This is a genomic window from Mesorhizobium sp. KR1-2, from assembly GCF_040045035.1.
In the GTDB taxonomy this organism is placed as follows: Bacteria; Pseudomonadota; Alphaproteobacteria; order Rhizobiales; family Rhizobiaceae; genus Pseudaminobacter.
Window position 1 is genome coordinate 141,513 of the sequence record NZ_JBDZDS010000012.1, and the last position, 13,498, is coordinate 155,010.

The 13,498-nt window shown below is 64.8% G+C and carries 15 protein-coding genes; 8 read left to right on the plus strand and 7 right to left on the minus strand.

Annotated elements, in window-relative coordinates; genetic code table 11:
• The first annotated feature begins 6 nt into the window (after window positions 1-6).
• Together ccmD and ABLE85_RS21415 are read left to right on the plus strand one after the other, a co-directional pair.
• Entirely contained in the window at window positions 7-177 is a 171-nt protein-coding gene (gene ccmD / locus ABLE85_RS21410) for a heme exporter protein CcmD (protein ID WP_348794737.1), read from the plus strand.
• Window positions 174-755, plus strand: coding sequence for a DsbE family thiol:disulfide interchange protein (locus ABLE85_RS21415; protein ID WP_348794738.1), 582 nt, complete (start codon window positions 174-176; stop codon window positions 753-755). Before ccmD ends, ABLE85_RS21415 begins: the two co-directional genes overlap by 4 nt.
• A 67-nt stretch (window positions 756-822) precedes the next feature.
• Here the strand turns inward: ABLE85_RS21415 and ABLE85_RS21420 are convergent, their stop codons facing one another.
• The 7 genes from ABLE85_RS21420 to ABLE85_RS21450 all read right to left on the minus strand — a co-directional run bounded on the left by ABLE85_RS21420 (window position 823) and on the right by ABLE85_RS21450 (window position 7,583).
• On the minus strand, window positions 823-984 hold the full coding sequence (locus ABLE85_RS21420) for a hypothetical protein (protein ID WP_348794739.1): 162 nt from the start codon (window positions 982-984) through the stop codon (window positions 823-825).
• Window positions 985-1,232: 248 nt separating this feature from the next.
• The gene (locus ABLE85_RS21425; RefSeq protein ID WP_348794740.1) at window positions 1,233-1,880 is read right to left on the minus strand and encodes a septation protein A; all 648 of its coding nucleotides are present in this window, start codon (window positions 1,878-1,880) and stop codon (window positions 1,233-1,235) included.
• Window positions 1,881-1,913: 33 nt separating this feature from the next.
• Window positions 1,914-3,665 (minus strand): signal recognition particle-docking protein FtsY, encoded by a 1,752-nt coding sequence (gene ftsY, locus ABLE85_RS21430; protein ID WP_348794741.1) that lies wholly within the window; start codon window positions 3,663-3,665, stop codon window positions 1,914-1,916.
• 11 nt (window positions 3,666-3,676) lie between these two features.
• A complete protein-coding gene (mtaB, locus tag ABLE85_RS21435; RefSeq protein WP_348794742.1) occupies window positions 3,677-4,960 on the minus strand; it encodes a tRNA (N(6)-L-threonylcarbamoyladenosine(37)-C(2))-methylthiotransferase MtaB in 1,284 nt (427 codons plus the stop codon).
• The gene (gene dapF / locus ABLE85_RS21440) at window positions 4,960-5,844 is read right to left on the minus strand and encodes a diaminopimelate epimerase (protein WP_348794743.1); all 885 of its coding nucleotides are present in this window, start codon (window positions 5,842-5,844) and stop codon (window positions 4,960-4,962) included. Before dapF ends, mtaB begins: the two co-directional genes overlap by 1 nt.
• Before the next feature lie 93 nt (window positions 5,845-5,937).
• A complete protein-coding gene (locus tag ABLE85_RS21445; protein WP_348794744.1) occupies window positions 5,938-6,456 on the minus strand; it encodes a DNA starvation/stationary phase protection protein in 519 nt (172 codons plus the stop codon).
• A 77-nt stretch (window positions 6,457-6,533) separates the two neighbouring features.
• Window positions 6,534-7,583, minus strand: coding sequence for an MBL fold metallo-hydrolase (locus ABLE85_RS21450; RefSeq protein ID WP_348794745.1), 1,050 nt, complete (start codon window positions 7,581-7,583; stop codon window positions 6,534-6,536).
• A 143-nt stretch (window positions 7,584-7,726) separates the two neighbouring features.
• Here ABLE85_RS21450 and ABLE85_RS21455 point away from each other — a divergent pair, with 143 nt between their 5' ends.
• The 6 genes from ABLE85_RS21455 to sucD all read left to right on the plus strand — a co-directional run bounded on the left by ABLE85_RS21455 (window position 7,727) and on the right by sucD (window position 13,447).
• Complete coding sequence (locus ABLE85_RS21455) at window positions 7,727-8,167, plus strand: hypothetical protein (protein ID WP_348794746.1); 441 nt, start codon at window positions 7,727-7,729, stop codon at window positions 8,165-8,167.
• A 155-nt stretch (window positions 8,168-8,322) separates the two neighbouring features.
• Window positions 8,323-8,868, plus strand: a complete 546-nt coding sequence (locus tag ABLE85_RS21460) for a protease inhibitor Inh/omp19 family protein (RefSeq protein WP_348794747.1) — start codon at window positions 8,323-8,325, stop codon at window positions 8,866-8,868.
• Between the two features lie 80 nt (window positions 8,869-8,948).
• Window positions 8,949-10,136, plus strand: coding sequence for a cell division protein ZapE (gene zapE, locus ABLE85_RS21465; protein ID WP_348794748.1), 1,188 nt, complete (start codon window positions 8,949-8,951; stop codon window positions 10,134-10,136).
• Window positions 10,137-10,364: 228 nt separating this feature from the next.
• Window positions 10,365-11,333, plus strand: coding sequence for a malate dehydrogenase (gene mdh, locus ABLE85_RS21470; protein WP_348794749.1), 969 nt, complete (start codon window positions 10,365-10,367; stop codon window positions 11,331-11,333).
• Between the two features lie 10 nt (window positions 11,334-11,343).
• Window positions 11,344-12,540: an ADP-forming succinate--CoA ligase subunit beta gene (sucC, locus tag ABLE85_RS21475; RefSeq protein WP_348794750.1), complete on the plus strand. Its 1,197-nt coding sequence runs from the start codon at window positions 11,344-11,346 to the stop codon at window positions 12,538-12,540.
• 4 nt (window positions 12,541-12,544) lie between these two features.
• Complete coding sequence (gene sucD, locus ABLE85_RS21480; RefSeq protein WP_348794751.1) at window positions 12,545-13,447, plus strand: succinate--CoA ligase subunit alpha; 903 nt, start codon at window positions 12,545-12,547, stop codon at window positions 13,445-13,447.
• Window positions 13,448-13,498 lie beyond the last annotated feature (51 nt).

Consider the following 13,498-nt stretch of genomic DNA (forward strand, 5'->3'; position numbering starts at 1 on the left):
GGCTTGATGACCCCACATGCGCTTTACGTCTTTGCCGCCTACGGCATTTCGGCGCTGGCGCTTGCCGGGCTGGTGGTGTGGATCCTTGTCGACCAGCGCGCCCGGCGGCGCGAGATGGTTGAGCTTGAGGCAAGCGGCACGCGCCGCCGCTCCGATCGCAAGGGAGCGGCTACGTGACCGTCGAGAGCCAACAGCCCAAACCGCGCCGCAAGCTGCTGGTGCTGCTGCCGCTGCTGGTGTTCCTTGCGCTCGCTGGCCTGTTCCTCACCCAGCTTCTGTCGGGCCGCGATATTTCCACGGTGCCTTCGGCATTGATCGGCCGCATGGCTCCCCAAACCGAACTGCCGCCGCTGGACGGGATTTCGCTGCCGGGGCTCGATTCTTCCACCTTCCCCGGCAAGGTAACGCTGGTGAATGTCTTCGCGTCCTGGTGCGCGCCTTGCCGGGAAGAGCATCCGGTGCTGCTGGCGCTGTCGCAGGACAAGCGCTTCGAAGTCGTCGGGCTGAACTACAAGGATAAGCCCGAAAATGCGCGCCGCTTCCTCGGCGATCTCGGCAATCCCTACAGCGCCGTCGGCGTGGACACGGCCGGCCGCACGGCGATTGACTGGGGCGTCTACGGCGTGCCGGAAACCTTCGTCATCGGCCGCGATGGCAAGGTGGCCTTCAAGCATGTCGGTCCCATCACGCCGCAATCGGCTGAGACCGTGCTGATGCCCGAAATCGAAAAGGCGCTGGCTGCGCCGACTTCTTAGACAGGCGGCCGCCCCTGTTCTTAACGAGTGCGGCAATGCCTGGTGCCTTCGCGGCCCGGAAAGGTCCTCAGCCGTAGATCTCGCGGTAGGCGTGATAGAGCAATTCGCTGCGGTTGCCGTTCATGTCGGCGAGGTCGCGCGGGGTCAGGCTCTGGATCTCGGCAACCAGCGCGTTGTAGCGGCGGCGCTTGGCGATGCGGTCCTTGGCGTGGGCATTGGCTATGCTCATGGCGAGTACTCCTTCTGGGCCGTCACATTCCGGCGGCGGTTCGGCTCCTCCCTGTTCGGATTGAAGATTGCCACGGTTATGCTGCATTGCAATATGCATTGCTGCATCGCAGCAATGTGGCGGGCGCATCTCCGATTAACGAAGCCCGAGCGCAAGCGAGCCGCAGAGAGTCATGCCCCGGCGCGAATTGCGGAACTTTTCTGAAATCTCCCGGTCTGCGATGGGCGGCGTGCCCCCCTGCCAAAAGCCTATTTCTTGAACCGCTCGTCTAGCGAATGCCGCATGATCAGCGGCATCTGGCTGAAGGTGAACAAAAGCGTGATGGGCATGATGCCCCACACCTTGAAGGCCACCCAGGTGTCGGTGGAGAAATTCCGCCACACAACCTCGTTGGCGAGCGCCAGGAACAGGAAGAAGAATCCCCAGCGCAGCGTCAGCACCCTCCAGCCTTCCTCGTCGAGACGGAAAGCACTGTCGAAGACATAGCCGAGCAGCGACTTCCCGAACAGCAGCCCGCCGAGCAGCGTGACGCCGAACAGCGTGTTGACGATGGTGGGCTTCATCTTGATGAAGACGTCGTCCTGCAGCCACAGCGTCAGCGCGCCGAAGATGAAGACGACGATGCCCGACACCAGCGGCATGATCGGCAGGGTGCGCATCAGCGCCCAGGAGACGGCGAGCGCGACGGCGGTGGCGATCATGAACAGGCCGGTGGCGACGAAGATCGGGCCGCCGAAATCACCGAGGACCGGAAATTTTTCCACCAGCCAGGCGCCCCGTGCATTGGCGAAGAAGAACACCAGCAGCGGGCCCAGCTCGAGCGCCAGCTTGAGCAGCGGATTGACTTCTTTCTTCTTGGGGTCGGATGGGTCGCGTTCGAAGACGGGCTCGGACATGGTTTCCTTTCAGATCCTCTGGCGGGATCCGGGCTAGGCTACTCCAGCGATCGCTTTCGCGAAATCGCTTGCGGAAAATGGTTCGAGGTCGTCGACCTGCTCGCCGACGCCGATGAAATAGACAGGCAGGCGGTGCTTGGCGGCGATGGCGACCAGAATGCCGCCGCGCGCCGTGCCGTCGAGCTTGGTCATCACCAACCCGTTGACGCCGGCGATGTTGCGGAAGATCTCGACCTGGTTCAGCGCGTTCTGGCCGGTGGTAGCGTCGACCGTCTGCAGCACGGTGTGTGGGGCCTCCGGATCGAGCTTGCCGAGCACGCGCACGATCTTTTCCAGCTCCGCCATCAGCTCGGCCTTGTTTTGGAGCCGGCCGGCGGTGTCGATGATCAGCACGTCGGAGCCTGCCGCCTTGGCCTTCTCGAAGGCGTCGTAGGCAAGGCCCGCGGCGTCGGCGCCGAGCTTGGAGGAGATCACCGGCGAGCCGGTCCGCTCTCCCCAGATCTTCAGCTGCTCGATGGCCGCGGCGCGGAAAGTGTCGCCGGCGGCCAGCATTACCGAGAGGCCGCCTTCGGTCAGCTTGGCGGCGAGCTTGCCGATGGTGGTGGTCTTGCCTGTGCCGTTGACGCCCACCACCAGAATGACATGCGGCTTGTGCGACAGGTCGAGCTCGAGCGGCATGGCGACCGGCTTCAGCACCTTCTCGACCTGCTCGGCCATGATGGTGCGCACTTCCGTGTCGGAAACGTCCTTGCCGTAGCGGCTGGAAGACAGCGCATCGGTGATGCGGATAGCCGTTTCCATGCCGAGGTCGGCGCGGATCAGAACGTCCTCCAGTTCCTCCAGCGTGTCCTCATCCAGCTTGCGCTTGGTGAAGACGCCGGCGATGCTGCCGGACAGTTCCTTCGAGGAGCGCGACAGGCCCTGCTTCAGGCGCTGGAACCAGGTGAGTCTGGGCTCGGGAGCAGCGGGCGCAACGGGCTCGGCCTTCTGCTCGACCTTCTTGGACACTGTCACCTTGCCGACGGAAGCCGACGGGAGAGGCTGGGCCGTTGTAGGCTCGGCCTCTAGCGCCTTCGGCTCGGAAGATGGAACGGGGCGCGCTTCTTCCTGCGGGCCTGAGATGGCTTCGACCTCGGCGAGCGCAGCCGAGATCTCGATCGGCGTGATTTCCGGGGCTGCCTCGTCGCGGAGCGGATCGATCTCCACCGGCGACGGCTGGCGCAGCGGCGGCAGGATTTCGGCGGACGGCAGTTCCGCCTTCAGCTCCTCCGACGGAGGTTGCGGCTCGACGGCCGCCTCGTGTTCCGAAACCTGTTCGGCGGGGGCCAGCGTCGAAGCGGGGATCTCGGCCGGAAAAGTCTCGGGCAGTTCGGCCGGCTCCGGGGGAACCTCGTACGGCGGCTCGGGAACCTCGACCGGTGCCGGCTCCGGAACGACAGGCTCCGGTTCTGGCTCGGCAGGCGAGGGCTCGGGGGCCGGCTCGTCCGGTCGCGGGCCTGGCGTCGGCTCCTGCGGCGCCGCCGGCAATGGCTGCGGGGCGGCTTCGGCTGTCGGTGCTATAGGCTGAGCGGCGGGTTCAGCCGGCCTCTCGGCAGCCTGCTCTTCGGCGGGGCTAGGGGCAATCTCGCTCGCCGGCACTTCAGCAGCCGGAGGCTGCGCGGGCTCGACGGACGCCGGCTCCAGAACCCGAGCTTCGACAGCCGGAACTGCAGCGGCTTCCGCCTCGACTTCCTCGGCCGGTTTCTTGCCGAAGGAAAAGACTTTCTTGATGAAGCCGAATGCCATGTCGTGTCTTCTCAGGCCGCGGCCATCGCGGCGGGCGCGGCTATCAGCCGGGCGCCATCCTGGCCGGTGATTGTGGTGGCGAGGATGCTGCCCGGTGCGCCGCCTTCAATGGCCGCAAGCGTAAAACCTTCAGTGCGGCCCAGTCCGTCGCGCTCGATCAGGATCGACTGGCTTGTGCCGACGAGCCTTTCCAGATGCCGCTGATAGGCCACTTCCCCGGCGGCGCGCAGCCGGGCAGCGCGCTCCTTGATGGCGCGCCCGTCGACCTGCGGCATGCGCGCGGCGGGTGTGCCTTCGCGCGGGCTGAAGGGGAACACGTGCAGATGGGTCAGCCCGCATTCTTCAACGATCTTCAGCGAATTCTCGAACATCGCCTCGGTTTCGGTCGGGAAGCCGGCGATCATGTCGGCGCCGAAGACGATGTCAGGGCGCAGCCGCCGCACCTCCTCGCAGAAGCGGATGGAATCGTCGCGCAGATGGCGCCGCTTCATGCGCTTCAGGATCATGTCGTCGCCCGCCTGCAGCGACAGGTGCAGATGCGGCATCAGCCGCTTTTCGGTGGCGATCGCGTCCATGAGGTCGTCGTCGGCCTCGATGGAATCGATGGACGACAGCCGCAGTCTCTGTACCTCGGGCACTTGGCGCAGGATCGTCTTCACCAGCTTGCCGAGTTTTGGCGCGCCCGGCAGGTCGCCGCCGAAACTGGTCATGTCGACGCCGGTCAGCACCACCTCGGCATAGCCGTTGCCGGTGAGCCGCTTGACCTGCTCGACCACTGCGCCCATCGGCACCGAGCGCGAGTTGCCGCGCCCGTAGGGGATGATGCAGAAGGTGCAGCGATGGTCGCAACCGTTCTGCACCTGAACGAAGGCGCGCGCCCGGCCCTCGATGGCGTCGACCATGTGGGACGCCGTCTCGCGCACGGAAAAGATGTCGTTGACGCGCGCCTTCTCGGTGTCGTTGACGCCGAAATCGGGCAGCGCGCGGTAATTGTGCGCCTTCAGCTTCTCCTCGTTGCCGAGCACGAGATCGACCTCGCCCATGGCGGCGAAGGCGTCGGGATCGGTCTGCGCGGCGCAGCCGGTGACGATGATGCGCGCATCGGGATTTTCGCGCCGCGCCTTGCGGATCGACTGCTTGGCCTGGCGCACGGCTTCCGCCGTGACGGCGCAGGTGTTGAAGATGACGGCGCCGTTCTTCAGCGCGCCCAGCCCGGCGGCCTCCGCCTCGCGGCGCATCACTTCCGACTCATAGGTGTTGAGCCGGCAGCCGAAGGTGACGATGTCGATACCCATCAGGCGACGTCCTGCTGGTCGCGCTGCCACGCGCCGGTGGCGGGGTCGAAGGTCCCTGAGAATTCCCATTCCGCCGGGCCAGTCATGACGACATGGTCGTCGTCGCGCCATTCGATCTTGAGCCTGCCGCCGCTCGGCACCGTAACCGTGACGGCGCGGCCGGTGCGGCCGGTGCGCGCGGCCGACACGGCGGCGGCGCAGGTGGCCGATCCGCAAGCCAGCGTCAGGCCGGCGCCGCGCTCCCAGGTGCGCAGGTTCATCGTTTCGCGCGAGGTCACCTGCGCGATGGAAATGTTGGCGCGCTCGGGAAAGATCGGGTGGTTTTCGAGCAGGGGCCCGAACCGCTCCAGTTCATAGGACCAGACGTCCCGATCGACCCAGAAGATGGCGTGAGGATTGCCCATCGAGGCAACCGAGGGCGAGTGCAGCACCGGGGCATCGATGGGGCCGATCTGCAGCTCGATCATGCGGGTGTCGCGGAACTCCTCGGCAAGCGGAATGTCCTCCCAGCCGAAGCGCGGCACACCCATGTCGACCGAGATCAGCCCGTCGGCATGTTCCTCGGCATTGAGGATGCCTGCCACGGTCTCGAAGGTGAAGATCTTCTGCCCGGTCTCCGCGGCCAGCGCCTGCACCACGCACCTTGTGCCATTGCCGCAGGCCTGCGCGAGACTGCCGTCCGAATTGATGATCTCTATGTAGTTGTGCGTGCCCGGCGTGCGCGGGTCGTGGATGGCCATGATCTGATCGAACTTGGTCGCCGGATTGGCGTTCAGCGCGACAGCCGCTGCCGGTGTCACGCGATCCGCGCGGCCACGCATGTCGGCAACGACGATTTCGTTGCCGAGTCCGTTCATCTTGGCGAAGGGTGTTCCATTATCCATTGCGGCCTATATGGCGGAAACGACGGCGAATTACCAGTGGAGAAGGGCGGCCGGCCTGATCCCGCGCCCTCCACTGGGCCTTGTTTGCCATGCCTATATTTTGCGGCTCGCCTCGAACAGGAACCAGGTGCGGCGCTCGGCCTCGTCGATGAAAGTTTCCAGGATGCTCGTCGTGGCGACGTCGCGCTCGTCGTCACAGAGTTCATGGGCGCTGCGCATGCTGGCGATTAGGGCCTCGTTGTCCTCGCGCAGCTCGCTCAGCATGTCCTGGGGCGTGACGAAGTCGGCGTCGTTGTCATCGATGCGCTGAAGGCGAGCAATATGGCCGATGGAGCGTATCGTGGTGCCACCCAGCTTGCGGACGCGTTCGGCCAAATCGTCGGTCATTTCGAAGATCTGCTCGGCATGCTCGTCGAGCAGCAGGTGGTAGTCGCGAAAATGCGGGCCGCTGACATGCCAGTGGAAATTCTTGGTCTTCAGGTAAAGAGCAAAGACATCGGCCACGAGCGCGTTGAGCGCCCCGGTGATGTCGCGGCGCGCATTGTCGCCGAGGCCGGTCGGCGTGGTGAGCGGGGCCTTGCGGCGGGTCTTGGCGGTGCTGGCTTCCGGCATGGTGGACGCTCCCTGTAGCGAGTTCGTTACCACCCAGAAATGCAGACGCCCGAAGTCTGTTCCCGCGAGGAGCCAGCTCATCCTGCCGGGAGCGGTCTTTTCTCTTCCAGCGGTATATCCCAGACCTCGCCGGCCACCATGGCGCGGAATTTTTCGCGGGAAACGTCGTGGGCGTCGAGCGCTTCCAGCAGCTTGGCGCGGGGTTCCTCGATCGGTTCGTTGGTGAGGTGGAACGTGCCCCAGTGGCAGCCGGCGGCGAAGGCAGCGTTGCACAGCAGCATGGCGCGAACCGCTTCGTCGGGGTTCTGGTGATGCGGGGCCATGAACCAGCGCGGCTCATAGGCGCCGATGGGCAGGATGGCCAGCCGCACGCCGCCATGCTTTTCGGCGACGTGCCGGTAGTTGATACCGTCGTGAAATCCGGTATCGCCAGCGAAATAGATCTTGCCCGCCGAGGTCTCGACGACGAAGCCGGACCACAGCGCCATGCGCCGGTCCTTGGTGCCGCGTGCCGACCAGTGATGGGCTGGCTCGAGGTGGATCGCGACTCCGTCCAGCTCGAACCGGTCGCCCCAGTCGCCGGTGCAGACGCGCATGTCGGGCACCCTTCCACGGATGATCGCGTCGTTGCCCAACGGGGTGATGACCAGCGGGTCGTAAGCCGCATGCAGCCGCCTCAGCGTGGCGAGATCGAGGTGGTCGTAGTGATTGTGGCTGACGAGCACGAGGTCGATGGGCGGCAGGTCGCCCAACGCGATGCCGGGCGGGTTTACCCGCTTCGGCCCGGCGAAGGAGAGGGGCGACACGCGGGCCGACCATACCGGGTCGGTGAGGATGTTGAGGCCGGCGGTCTGGATCAGCAGCGAGGCGTGGCCGACCATGGTGACCCGGAGGCCGCCGCCGTTGATTTGCGGCTCGGGCTTTGCCGCTGCGAATGGGCTCGGCCACGATGCCGGCCACTTGGTGCGGCGCTTGCCAAGCTGCCACTTCAGCAAGGCCGAATAGCCGGCCGGCGTTTTGCCGTTGGGATTGAAGAAGCGGCGGCCGTCGAAGTGATCGCTCGCGGGGCCCTGGTAGTAAAGATTGGCGGCTTTCGGCTTCTTCGCCATTGCGGGACCGATCGTCATTCACGCGGGCACTGCGCCCGAGGCGGGTTCGCAGCCAAAGATAGGGATGCCGGCCGCTGGCGCAAGCATTTGCAGGCGGAAAGACCAATTACGGCAGCCCGAATTTGCTAGTCTGTGCTCGACATGCCGGAAGGAAAGGGAAGGTGAAGAAGCGCACCAAGGAACCATGGATGGCAGCGGACGATTTCGGCCGCTCCCTGCCGACAGGGGTCGGCATCAACCTGCTGGTCGACGAGATCGAGCCGATGGCGATGTTCTGCCGCGACGTGCTGGGCGCAACCCTCGTCTATTCCGACGAGGATTTCGCGGCCGTGCGGCTGCTCGGGTCGGTGTTCATGCTTCATGCCGACCACAGCTATCGCGACAATCCCATGACCGGCGTCATCGCAGGCGTTGAAACACGGGGCGCGGGCCTGGAAATCCGGCTTTACGGGACTGATCCCGATCGGGCCGAAGCCTTGGCGCGTCAGCACGACCACATCGTCCTCTCAGGGTCTGTCGACAAGCCTCACGGGCTGCGCGAATGCCATCTGGTGGGACCGTGCGGCTACGTCTTCGTGCCGAGCCTGCCGATCGGCGCTTAACGGCCCTCCTGGGCGGGGAGGTTGAGGCATTTTTGCAACAGTTCTCTTCCGCAAACCGTATTTTAACCATATGCGGTTGAAATATCGCCAACATCGTCATGTGAGTGGCGTGATGAGTTGATGGACGGCACGGCCGTTTCCCACGGAGGTGTGGCATGATTTTTTCGAGAACTGGCCTGTTGGCCGTATCGCTGGTAGCGTTGGCGGCAAGCGGGTGCCAAAGTTCGCGATGGTCTCCGGTGGACACGCAGCCCGCGCCACTGATAGCTGCACCGGCCGGCCAGGTGACCAGCGGCCAGCTTCCGCCGCCGATGTCTCCGGGCGCTGCAGATCCCTCGCAGTTCCCCGCAGCACCCGGCACCGACAACGACACCCAGATGGCTGCCCTGCCGCCGAGTTCCGGCTCCGCCTCAAATGCGCCCGACCTGACGGCCGGCAGCGTCGCCGGCGTCTGGAACGCCAGCGTCGGCGGCCAGAGCTGCCGGGTGGCGACCCCGCAGACCAAGTTCGGCCAGGGTTACCGCGCCGGTCCGCTGCGCTGCCCCGCGCCGATCGATGGCGTGAAGTCCTGGAGCGTATCCGGCAAGCAGCTTACCCTCTATGATGAGAATGGCGGTACGCTGGCGCGGCTCTATTCGTCGGGTCCGGAAAAATTCGATGGCCAGACCGAGAGCGGCCTTCCGGTCTCGTTGAGCAGATAAGGGACAGGCGAGGCGTGGGCGCTGTCGTCCCATTCGCCACGCCGTTCTCAACCTGGTAGCAAGCTTCAGAGACGTAATCGATGCATCTGCGTGACGGTATTCAGACGCGTGCCACCGTCAGGCAGCGCTATGACCACCTTGTGGAGACGAAGGCGATTGCCCGCGATCCCGCGCAGGAGGGGATCGTTGCGGCGCTCGATCGACTGATCGACGAGCTCTGCGCCAAGAGGCTGGCGCAGAAGTCGAGTGCCCTCGGCTGGCTGTTCGGCAAGAAGCGTAGCCACGCCCATGTGAAGGGGCTCTACATCCACGGCGACGTCGGCCGCGGTAAGACGATGCTGATGGACATGTTCTTCGAGCTCGTCCCGGCGCGGCGCAAGCGCCGCATGCATTTCAACGACTTCATGACCGAGGCGCAGGACCGCATCCAGAAGCACCGGCTGGCGCGCAAGAACGGCGAGACCAGGCAGGACGACCCTATCCCGCCCGTGGCCGCGGCGCTGGCCGAAGAGGCCTGGGTGCTGTGCTTCGACGAGTTCACCGTCACCGACATCGCCGATGCGATGATCCTGTCGCGGCTGTTCTCTGCGCTTTTCGCCAACGGCGTGGTTCTGGTGGCGACCTCGAACGTCGCGCCCGACGACCTCTACCGCGACGGCCTCAATCGCGGCCTGTTCCTGCCCTTCGTGGACCTGCTGAAGCGGCATGTCGAAGTGCTCGACCTCGATGCCGACAAGGACTACCGCCTGCAAAAGCTCAACCGCATGCCGGTCTACCTGACGCCGGCAGGCGTGCAGGCCGACCGGCAGATGGACGAGGCCTGGCAGGCGGTCACGCAGGGGCGCGTGGTCGCGCCGGCGACGCTGACGGTCAAGGGGCGCCATATTCCGGTGCCGCTGGCCACGGATGATGCGGCACGCTTCACCTTTGCCGATCTTTGCGAGCACCCGCACGGCGCGCGCGATTTTCTGGCCATCGCCGGGCGCTACTCGACGATCTTCCTCGATCATGTGCCGGTGCTGGCCGAGGGCAAGCGCAACGAGGCCAAGCGCTTCATTCTGCTGATCGACACGCTCTACGATCAGCATATCCGGCTGGTCCTCAGCGCCGCGGCGCCGCCGCATGCGCTTTATGCGGGCAAACGCGGCACCGAGGCCTTCGAGTTCGACCGCACCGTGTCGCGGTTGATGGAGATGCAGAGCCGCGATTGGCTCGACGGCTGGGCTGCACGCCATGCCCAGGGCGGAGCGCATGCGGCCAGCCGGTAAAACCTCGCAATTCCGACCGAATAAATCGGGTAAAAGTTTGACGTTTACGTAAGTCAATTTGCTTCTAAACGATTGAAATACTTGAGGTCGAAATAATCGGTTGAATTTTTTCAGCCGCGAGGCTATTTCAGCCGTCGGAATTCTGGCTACATAACCCTGTTCAATCTGGCCTAAACGCTCTCCGCCGGCGCCGTCGCGTCCGGTCCAGCAAAGGGAAAATATCCTCACATGGCACGCAACAAGATAGCCCTCATCGGTTCCGGCATGATCGGCGGCACGCTCGCCCACATGATCGGTCTCAAGGAACTCGGCGATGTCGTTCTGTTCGACATCGCGGAAGGCATCCCGCAGGGCAAAGGATTGGACATTGCCGAGTCCTCGCCCGTGGACGGCTTCAACGCCAGCTATGTCGGCGTCAACGACTATGCCGGCATCGAGGGTGCGGATGTCTGCATCGTTACCGCCGGCGTGCCGCGCAAGCCCGGCATGAGCCGCGACGACCTCCTGGGCATCAACCTCAAGGTCATGGAGCAGGTGGGCGCCGGCATCAAGAAGTATGCCCCCAACGCCTTCGTCATCTGCATCACCAATCCGCTCGACGCCATGGTTTGGGCGCTGCAGAAGTTCTCCGGCCTGCCCAAGAGCCATGTCGTGGGCATGGCCGGCGTGCTCGACTCCGCGCGCTTCCGCTACTTCCTGGCCGAAGAGTTCAAGGTTTCGGTCGAGGACGTCAGCGCCATGACGCTCGGCGGCCACGGCGACGATATGGTGCCGATGGTGCGCTACTCGACCGTCGCCGGCATCCCGCTGCCGGACCTCATCAAGATGGGCTGGACCAGCCAGGAAAAGCTCGACGCCATCGTCGAGCGCACCCGCAAGGGTGGCGGCGAGATCGTCGGCCTGCTCAAGACCGGCTCGGCCTACTACGCGCCGGCCGCCTCTGCCATCGCCATGGCCGAGAGCTACCTCAAGGACAAGAAGCGCGTGCTGCCCTCCGCGGCCTACCTCAGCGGCCAGTACGGCATCAAGGACATGTATGTCGGCGTGCCGGTGGTGATCGGCGCCAACGGCGTGGAGCGCATCGTCGAGCTCGACTTCAACAAGGACGAGCAGAAGATGTTCGAGAAGTCCGTCGATGCAGTGAAGGGGCTCTGCGAAGCCTGCGTCGCGATCGCCCCGAACCTCGGCAACAAGTAAGGGTCGGTCGATGAACATCCACGAATATCAGGCCAAGGCGCTGCTGAAGGAATTCGGCGCGCCTGTGGCCGATGGCGTTGCCATCTTCAGCGCCGATGAAGCGGAAGCTGCGGCCAAGAGGCTGCCCGGGCCGCTTTATGTGGTGAAGAGCCAGATCCATGCCGGCGGCCGCGGCAAGGGCAAGTTCAAGGAGCTTTCGCCTGACGCCAAGGGCGGCGTCCGGCTCGCCAAGTCTATCGAAGAAGTGGTGGCCAACGCCAAGGAAATGCTCGGCAACACGCTGGTGACCAAGCAGACCGGCCCGGCCGGCAAGCAGGTCAACCGCCTCTACATCGAGGACGGCGCCGACATTGCGCGCGAGCTTTACCTCTCGATCCTGGTCGACCGCACCGTCGGCCGCGTCGCCTTCGTGGTTTCCACCGAGGGCGGCATGGACATCGAGCAGGTGGCCCACGACACGCCGGAGAAGATCATCACGGTGGCGATCGATCCCGACACGGGCGTGACCGCGGCCGACGTGAAGGCGCTGAACGAAGCGCTGAAGCTCTCGGACGAGGCGGCCAAGGACGGCGAAAAGCTGTTCCCGGCCCTCTACAAGGCCTTTGTCGAGAAGGACATGAGTCTGCTCGAGGTCAACCCGCTGATCGTCATGACCAACGGGCGCCTGCGCGTGCTCGACGCCAAGGTGTCGTTCGACAACAACGCGCTGTTCCGCCACCCCGACGTGCTCGAGCTGCGCGACACGACCGAAGAGGACGCCAAGGAGATCGAGGCGTCGAAGTACGACCTCGCTTATGTCGCTCTCGACGGCAATATCGGCTGCATGGTCAACGGCGCCGGCCTGGCGATGGCCACCATGGACATCATCAAGCTCTACGGCGCGGAACCGGCGAACTTCCTCGATGTCGGCGGCGGCGCCTCCAAGGAGAAGGTGACGGCGGCGTTCAAGATCATCACCGCCGACCCGGCGGTCGAAGGCATCCTGGTCAACATCTTCGGCGGCATCATGAAGTGCGATGTCATTGCCGAGGGCGTCATCGCGGCGGTGAAGGAAGTGGGCCTCAAGGTGCCGCTGGTCGTTCGCCTCGAAGGCACCAATGTCGAGCTTGGCAAGAAGATCATCAACGAGAGTGGGCTGAACGTCATTTCCGCCGACGATCTCGACGACGCCGCCAAGAAGATCGTCGCGGCGGTGAAGGGAAACTGAGCCCATGTCCATTCTGATCGACAAGAACACCAAGGTTCTGGTGCAGGGCCTGACCGGCAAGACCGGCACCTTCCACACCGAGCAGGCGCTGGCCTATCACGGCACCAAGATGGTCGGCGGCATCAACCCCAAGAAGGGCGGCGAGAACTGGACCGGCGCCAAGGGCGAGACGCTGCCGATTTTCGCTAGCGTTGCCGAAGGCAAGGAGCGCACGGGCGCCAACGCTTCCGTGGTCTACGTGCCGCCGGCAGGGGCGGCCGCCGCGATCATCGAGGCGATCGAGGCCGAGATCCCGCTGATCGTCTGCATCACCGAAGGCATCCCGGTCGCCGACATGGTCAAGGTCAAGGCCCGGCTGGAAAAGTCCAAGTCGCGCCTGATCGGGCCGAACTGCCCCGGCATCGTCACGCCCGACCAATGCAAGATCGGCATCATGCCCGGAAACATCTTCCGCAAGGGTTCCGTCGGCGTTGTTTCGCGCTCCGGCACGCTTACATATGAGGCGGTGTTCCAGACGACGAATGCAGGGCTCGGGCAGTCGACCGCTGTCGGCATCGGCGGCGACCCGGTCAAGGGCACGGAATTCATCGACATGCTCGAAATGTTCCTGGCCGACGATGAGACCAAGTCCATCATCATGATCGGCGAAATCGGCGGTTCGGCCGAAGAGGATGCAGCCCAGTTCCTGATCGACGAGGCCAAGCGCGGCCGCAAGAAGCCGATGGCCGGCTTCATCGCCGGGCGCACCGCCCCTCCCGGCCGTACCATGGGCCATGCCGGCGCGGTGATCTCCGGCGGCAAGGGCGGCGCGGAAGACAAGATCGCGGCGATGGAAGCCGCGGGCATCCGCGTGTCGCCGTCGCCTGCCCGGCTCGGCACCACGCTGGTCGAGGCGATCAAGGGCTAGGCGGACGCCCCGAGCGACAGCGACGGGCTGAACGAATGTGCCGGACGGTCA

Excerpts from the sequence above, each read along its gene's own strand:
- ccmD (WP_348794737.1), top strand. The coding sequence starts at position 7 with ATGACCCCACATGCGCTTTACGTCTTTGCCGCCTACGGCATTTCGGCG.
- ABLE85_RS21420 (WP_348794739.1), bottom strand. The coding sequence starts at position 984 with ATGAGCATAGCCAATGCCCACGCCAAGGACCGCATCGCCAAGCGCCGC.
- ABLE85_RS21425 (WP_348794740.1), bottom strand. The coding sequence starts at position 1,880 with ATGTCCGAGCCCGTCTTCGAACGCGACCCATCCGACCCCAAGAAGAAA.
- ftsY (WP_348794741.1), bottom strand. The coding sequence starts at position 3,665 with ATGGCATTCGGCTTCATCAAGAAAGTCTTTTCCTTCGGCAAGAAACCG.
- mtaB (WP_348794742.1), bottom strand. The coding sequence starts at position 4,960 with ATGGGTATCGACATCGTCACCTTCGGCTGCCGGCTCAACACCTATGAG.
- dapF (WP_348794743.1), bottom strand. The coding sequence starts at position 5,844 with ATGGATAATGGAACACCCTTCGCCAAGATGAACGGACTCGGCAACGAA.
- ABLE85_RS21445 (WP_348794744.1), bottom strand. The coding sequence starts at position 6,456 with ATGCCGGAAGCCAGCACCGCCAAGACCCGCCGCAAGGCCCCGCTCACC.
- ABLE85_RS21450 (WP_348794745.1), bottom strand. The coding sequence starts at position 7,583 with ATGACGATCGGTCCCGCAATGGCGAAGAAGCCGAAAGCCGCCAATCTT.
- ABLE85_RS21460 (WP_348794747.1), top strand. The coding sequence starts at position 8,323 with ATGATTTTTTCGAGAACTGGCCTGTTGGCCGTATCGCTGGTAGCGTTG.
- zapE (WP_348794748.1), top strand. The coding sequence starts at position 8,949 with ATGCATCTGCGTGACGGTATTCAGACGCGTGCCACCGTCAGGCAGCGC.
- mdh (WP_348794749.1), top strand. The coding sequence starts at position 10,365 with ATGGCACGCAACAAGATAGCCCTCATCGGTTCCGGCATGATCGGCGGC.
- sucC (WP_348794750.1), top strand. The coding sequence starts at position 11,344 with ATGAACATCCACGAATATCAGGCCAAGGCGCTGCTGAAGGAATTCGGC.
- sucD (WP_348794751.1), top strand. The coding sequence starts at position 12,545 with ATGTCCATTCTGATCGACAAGAACACCAAGGTTCTGGTGCAGGGCCTG.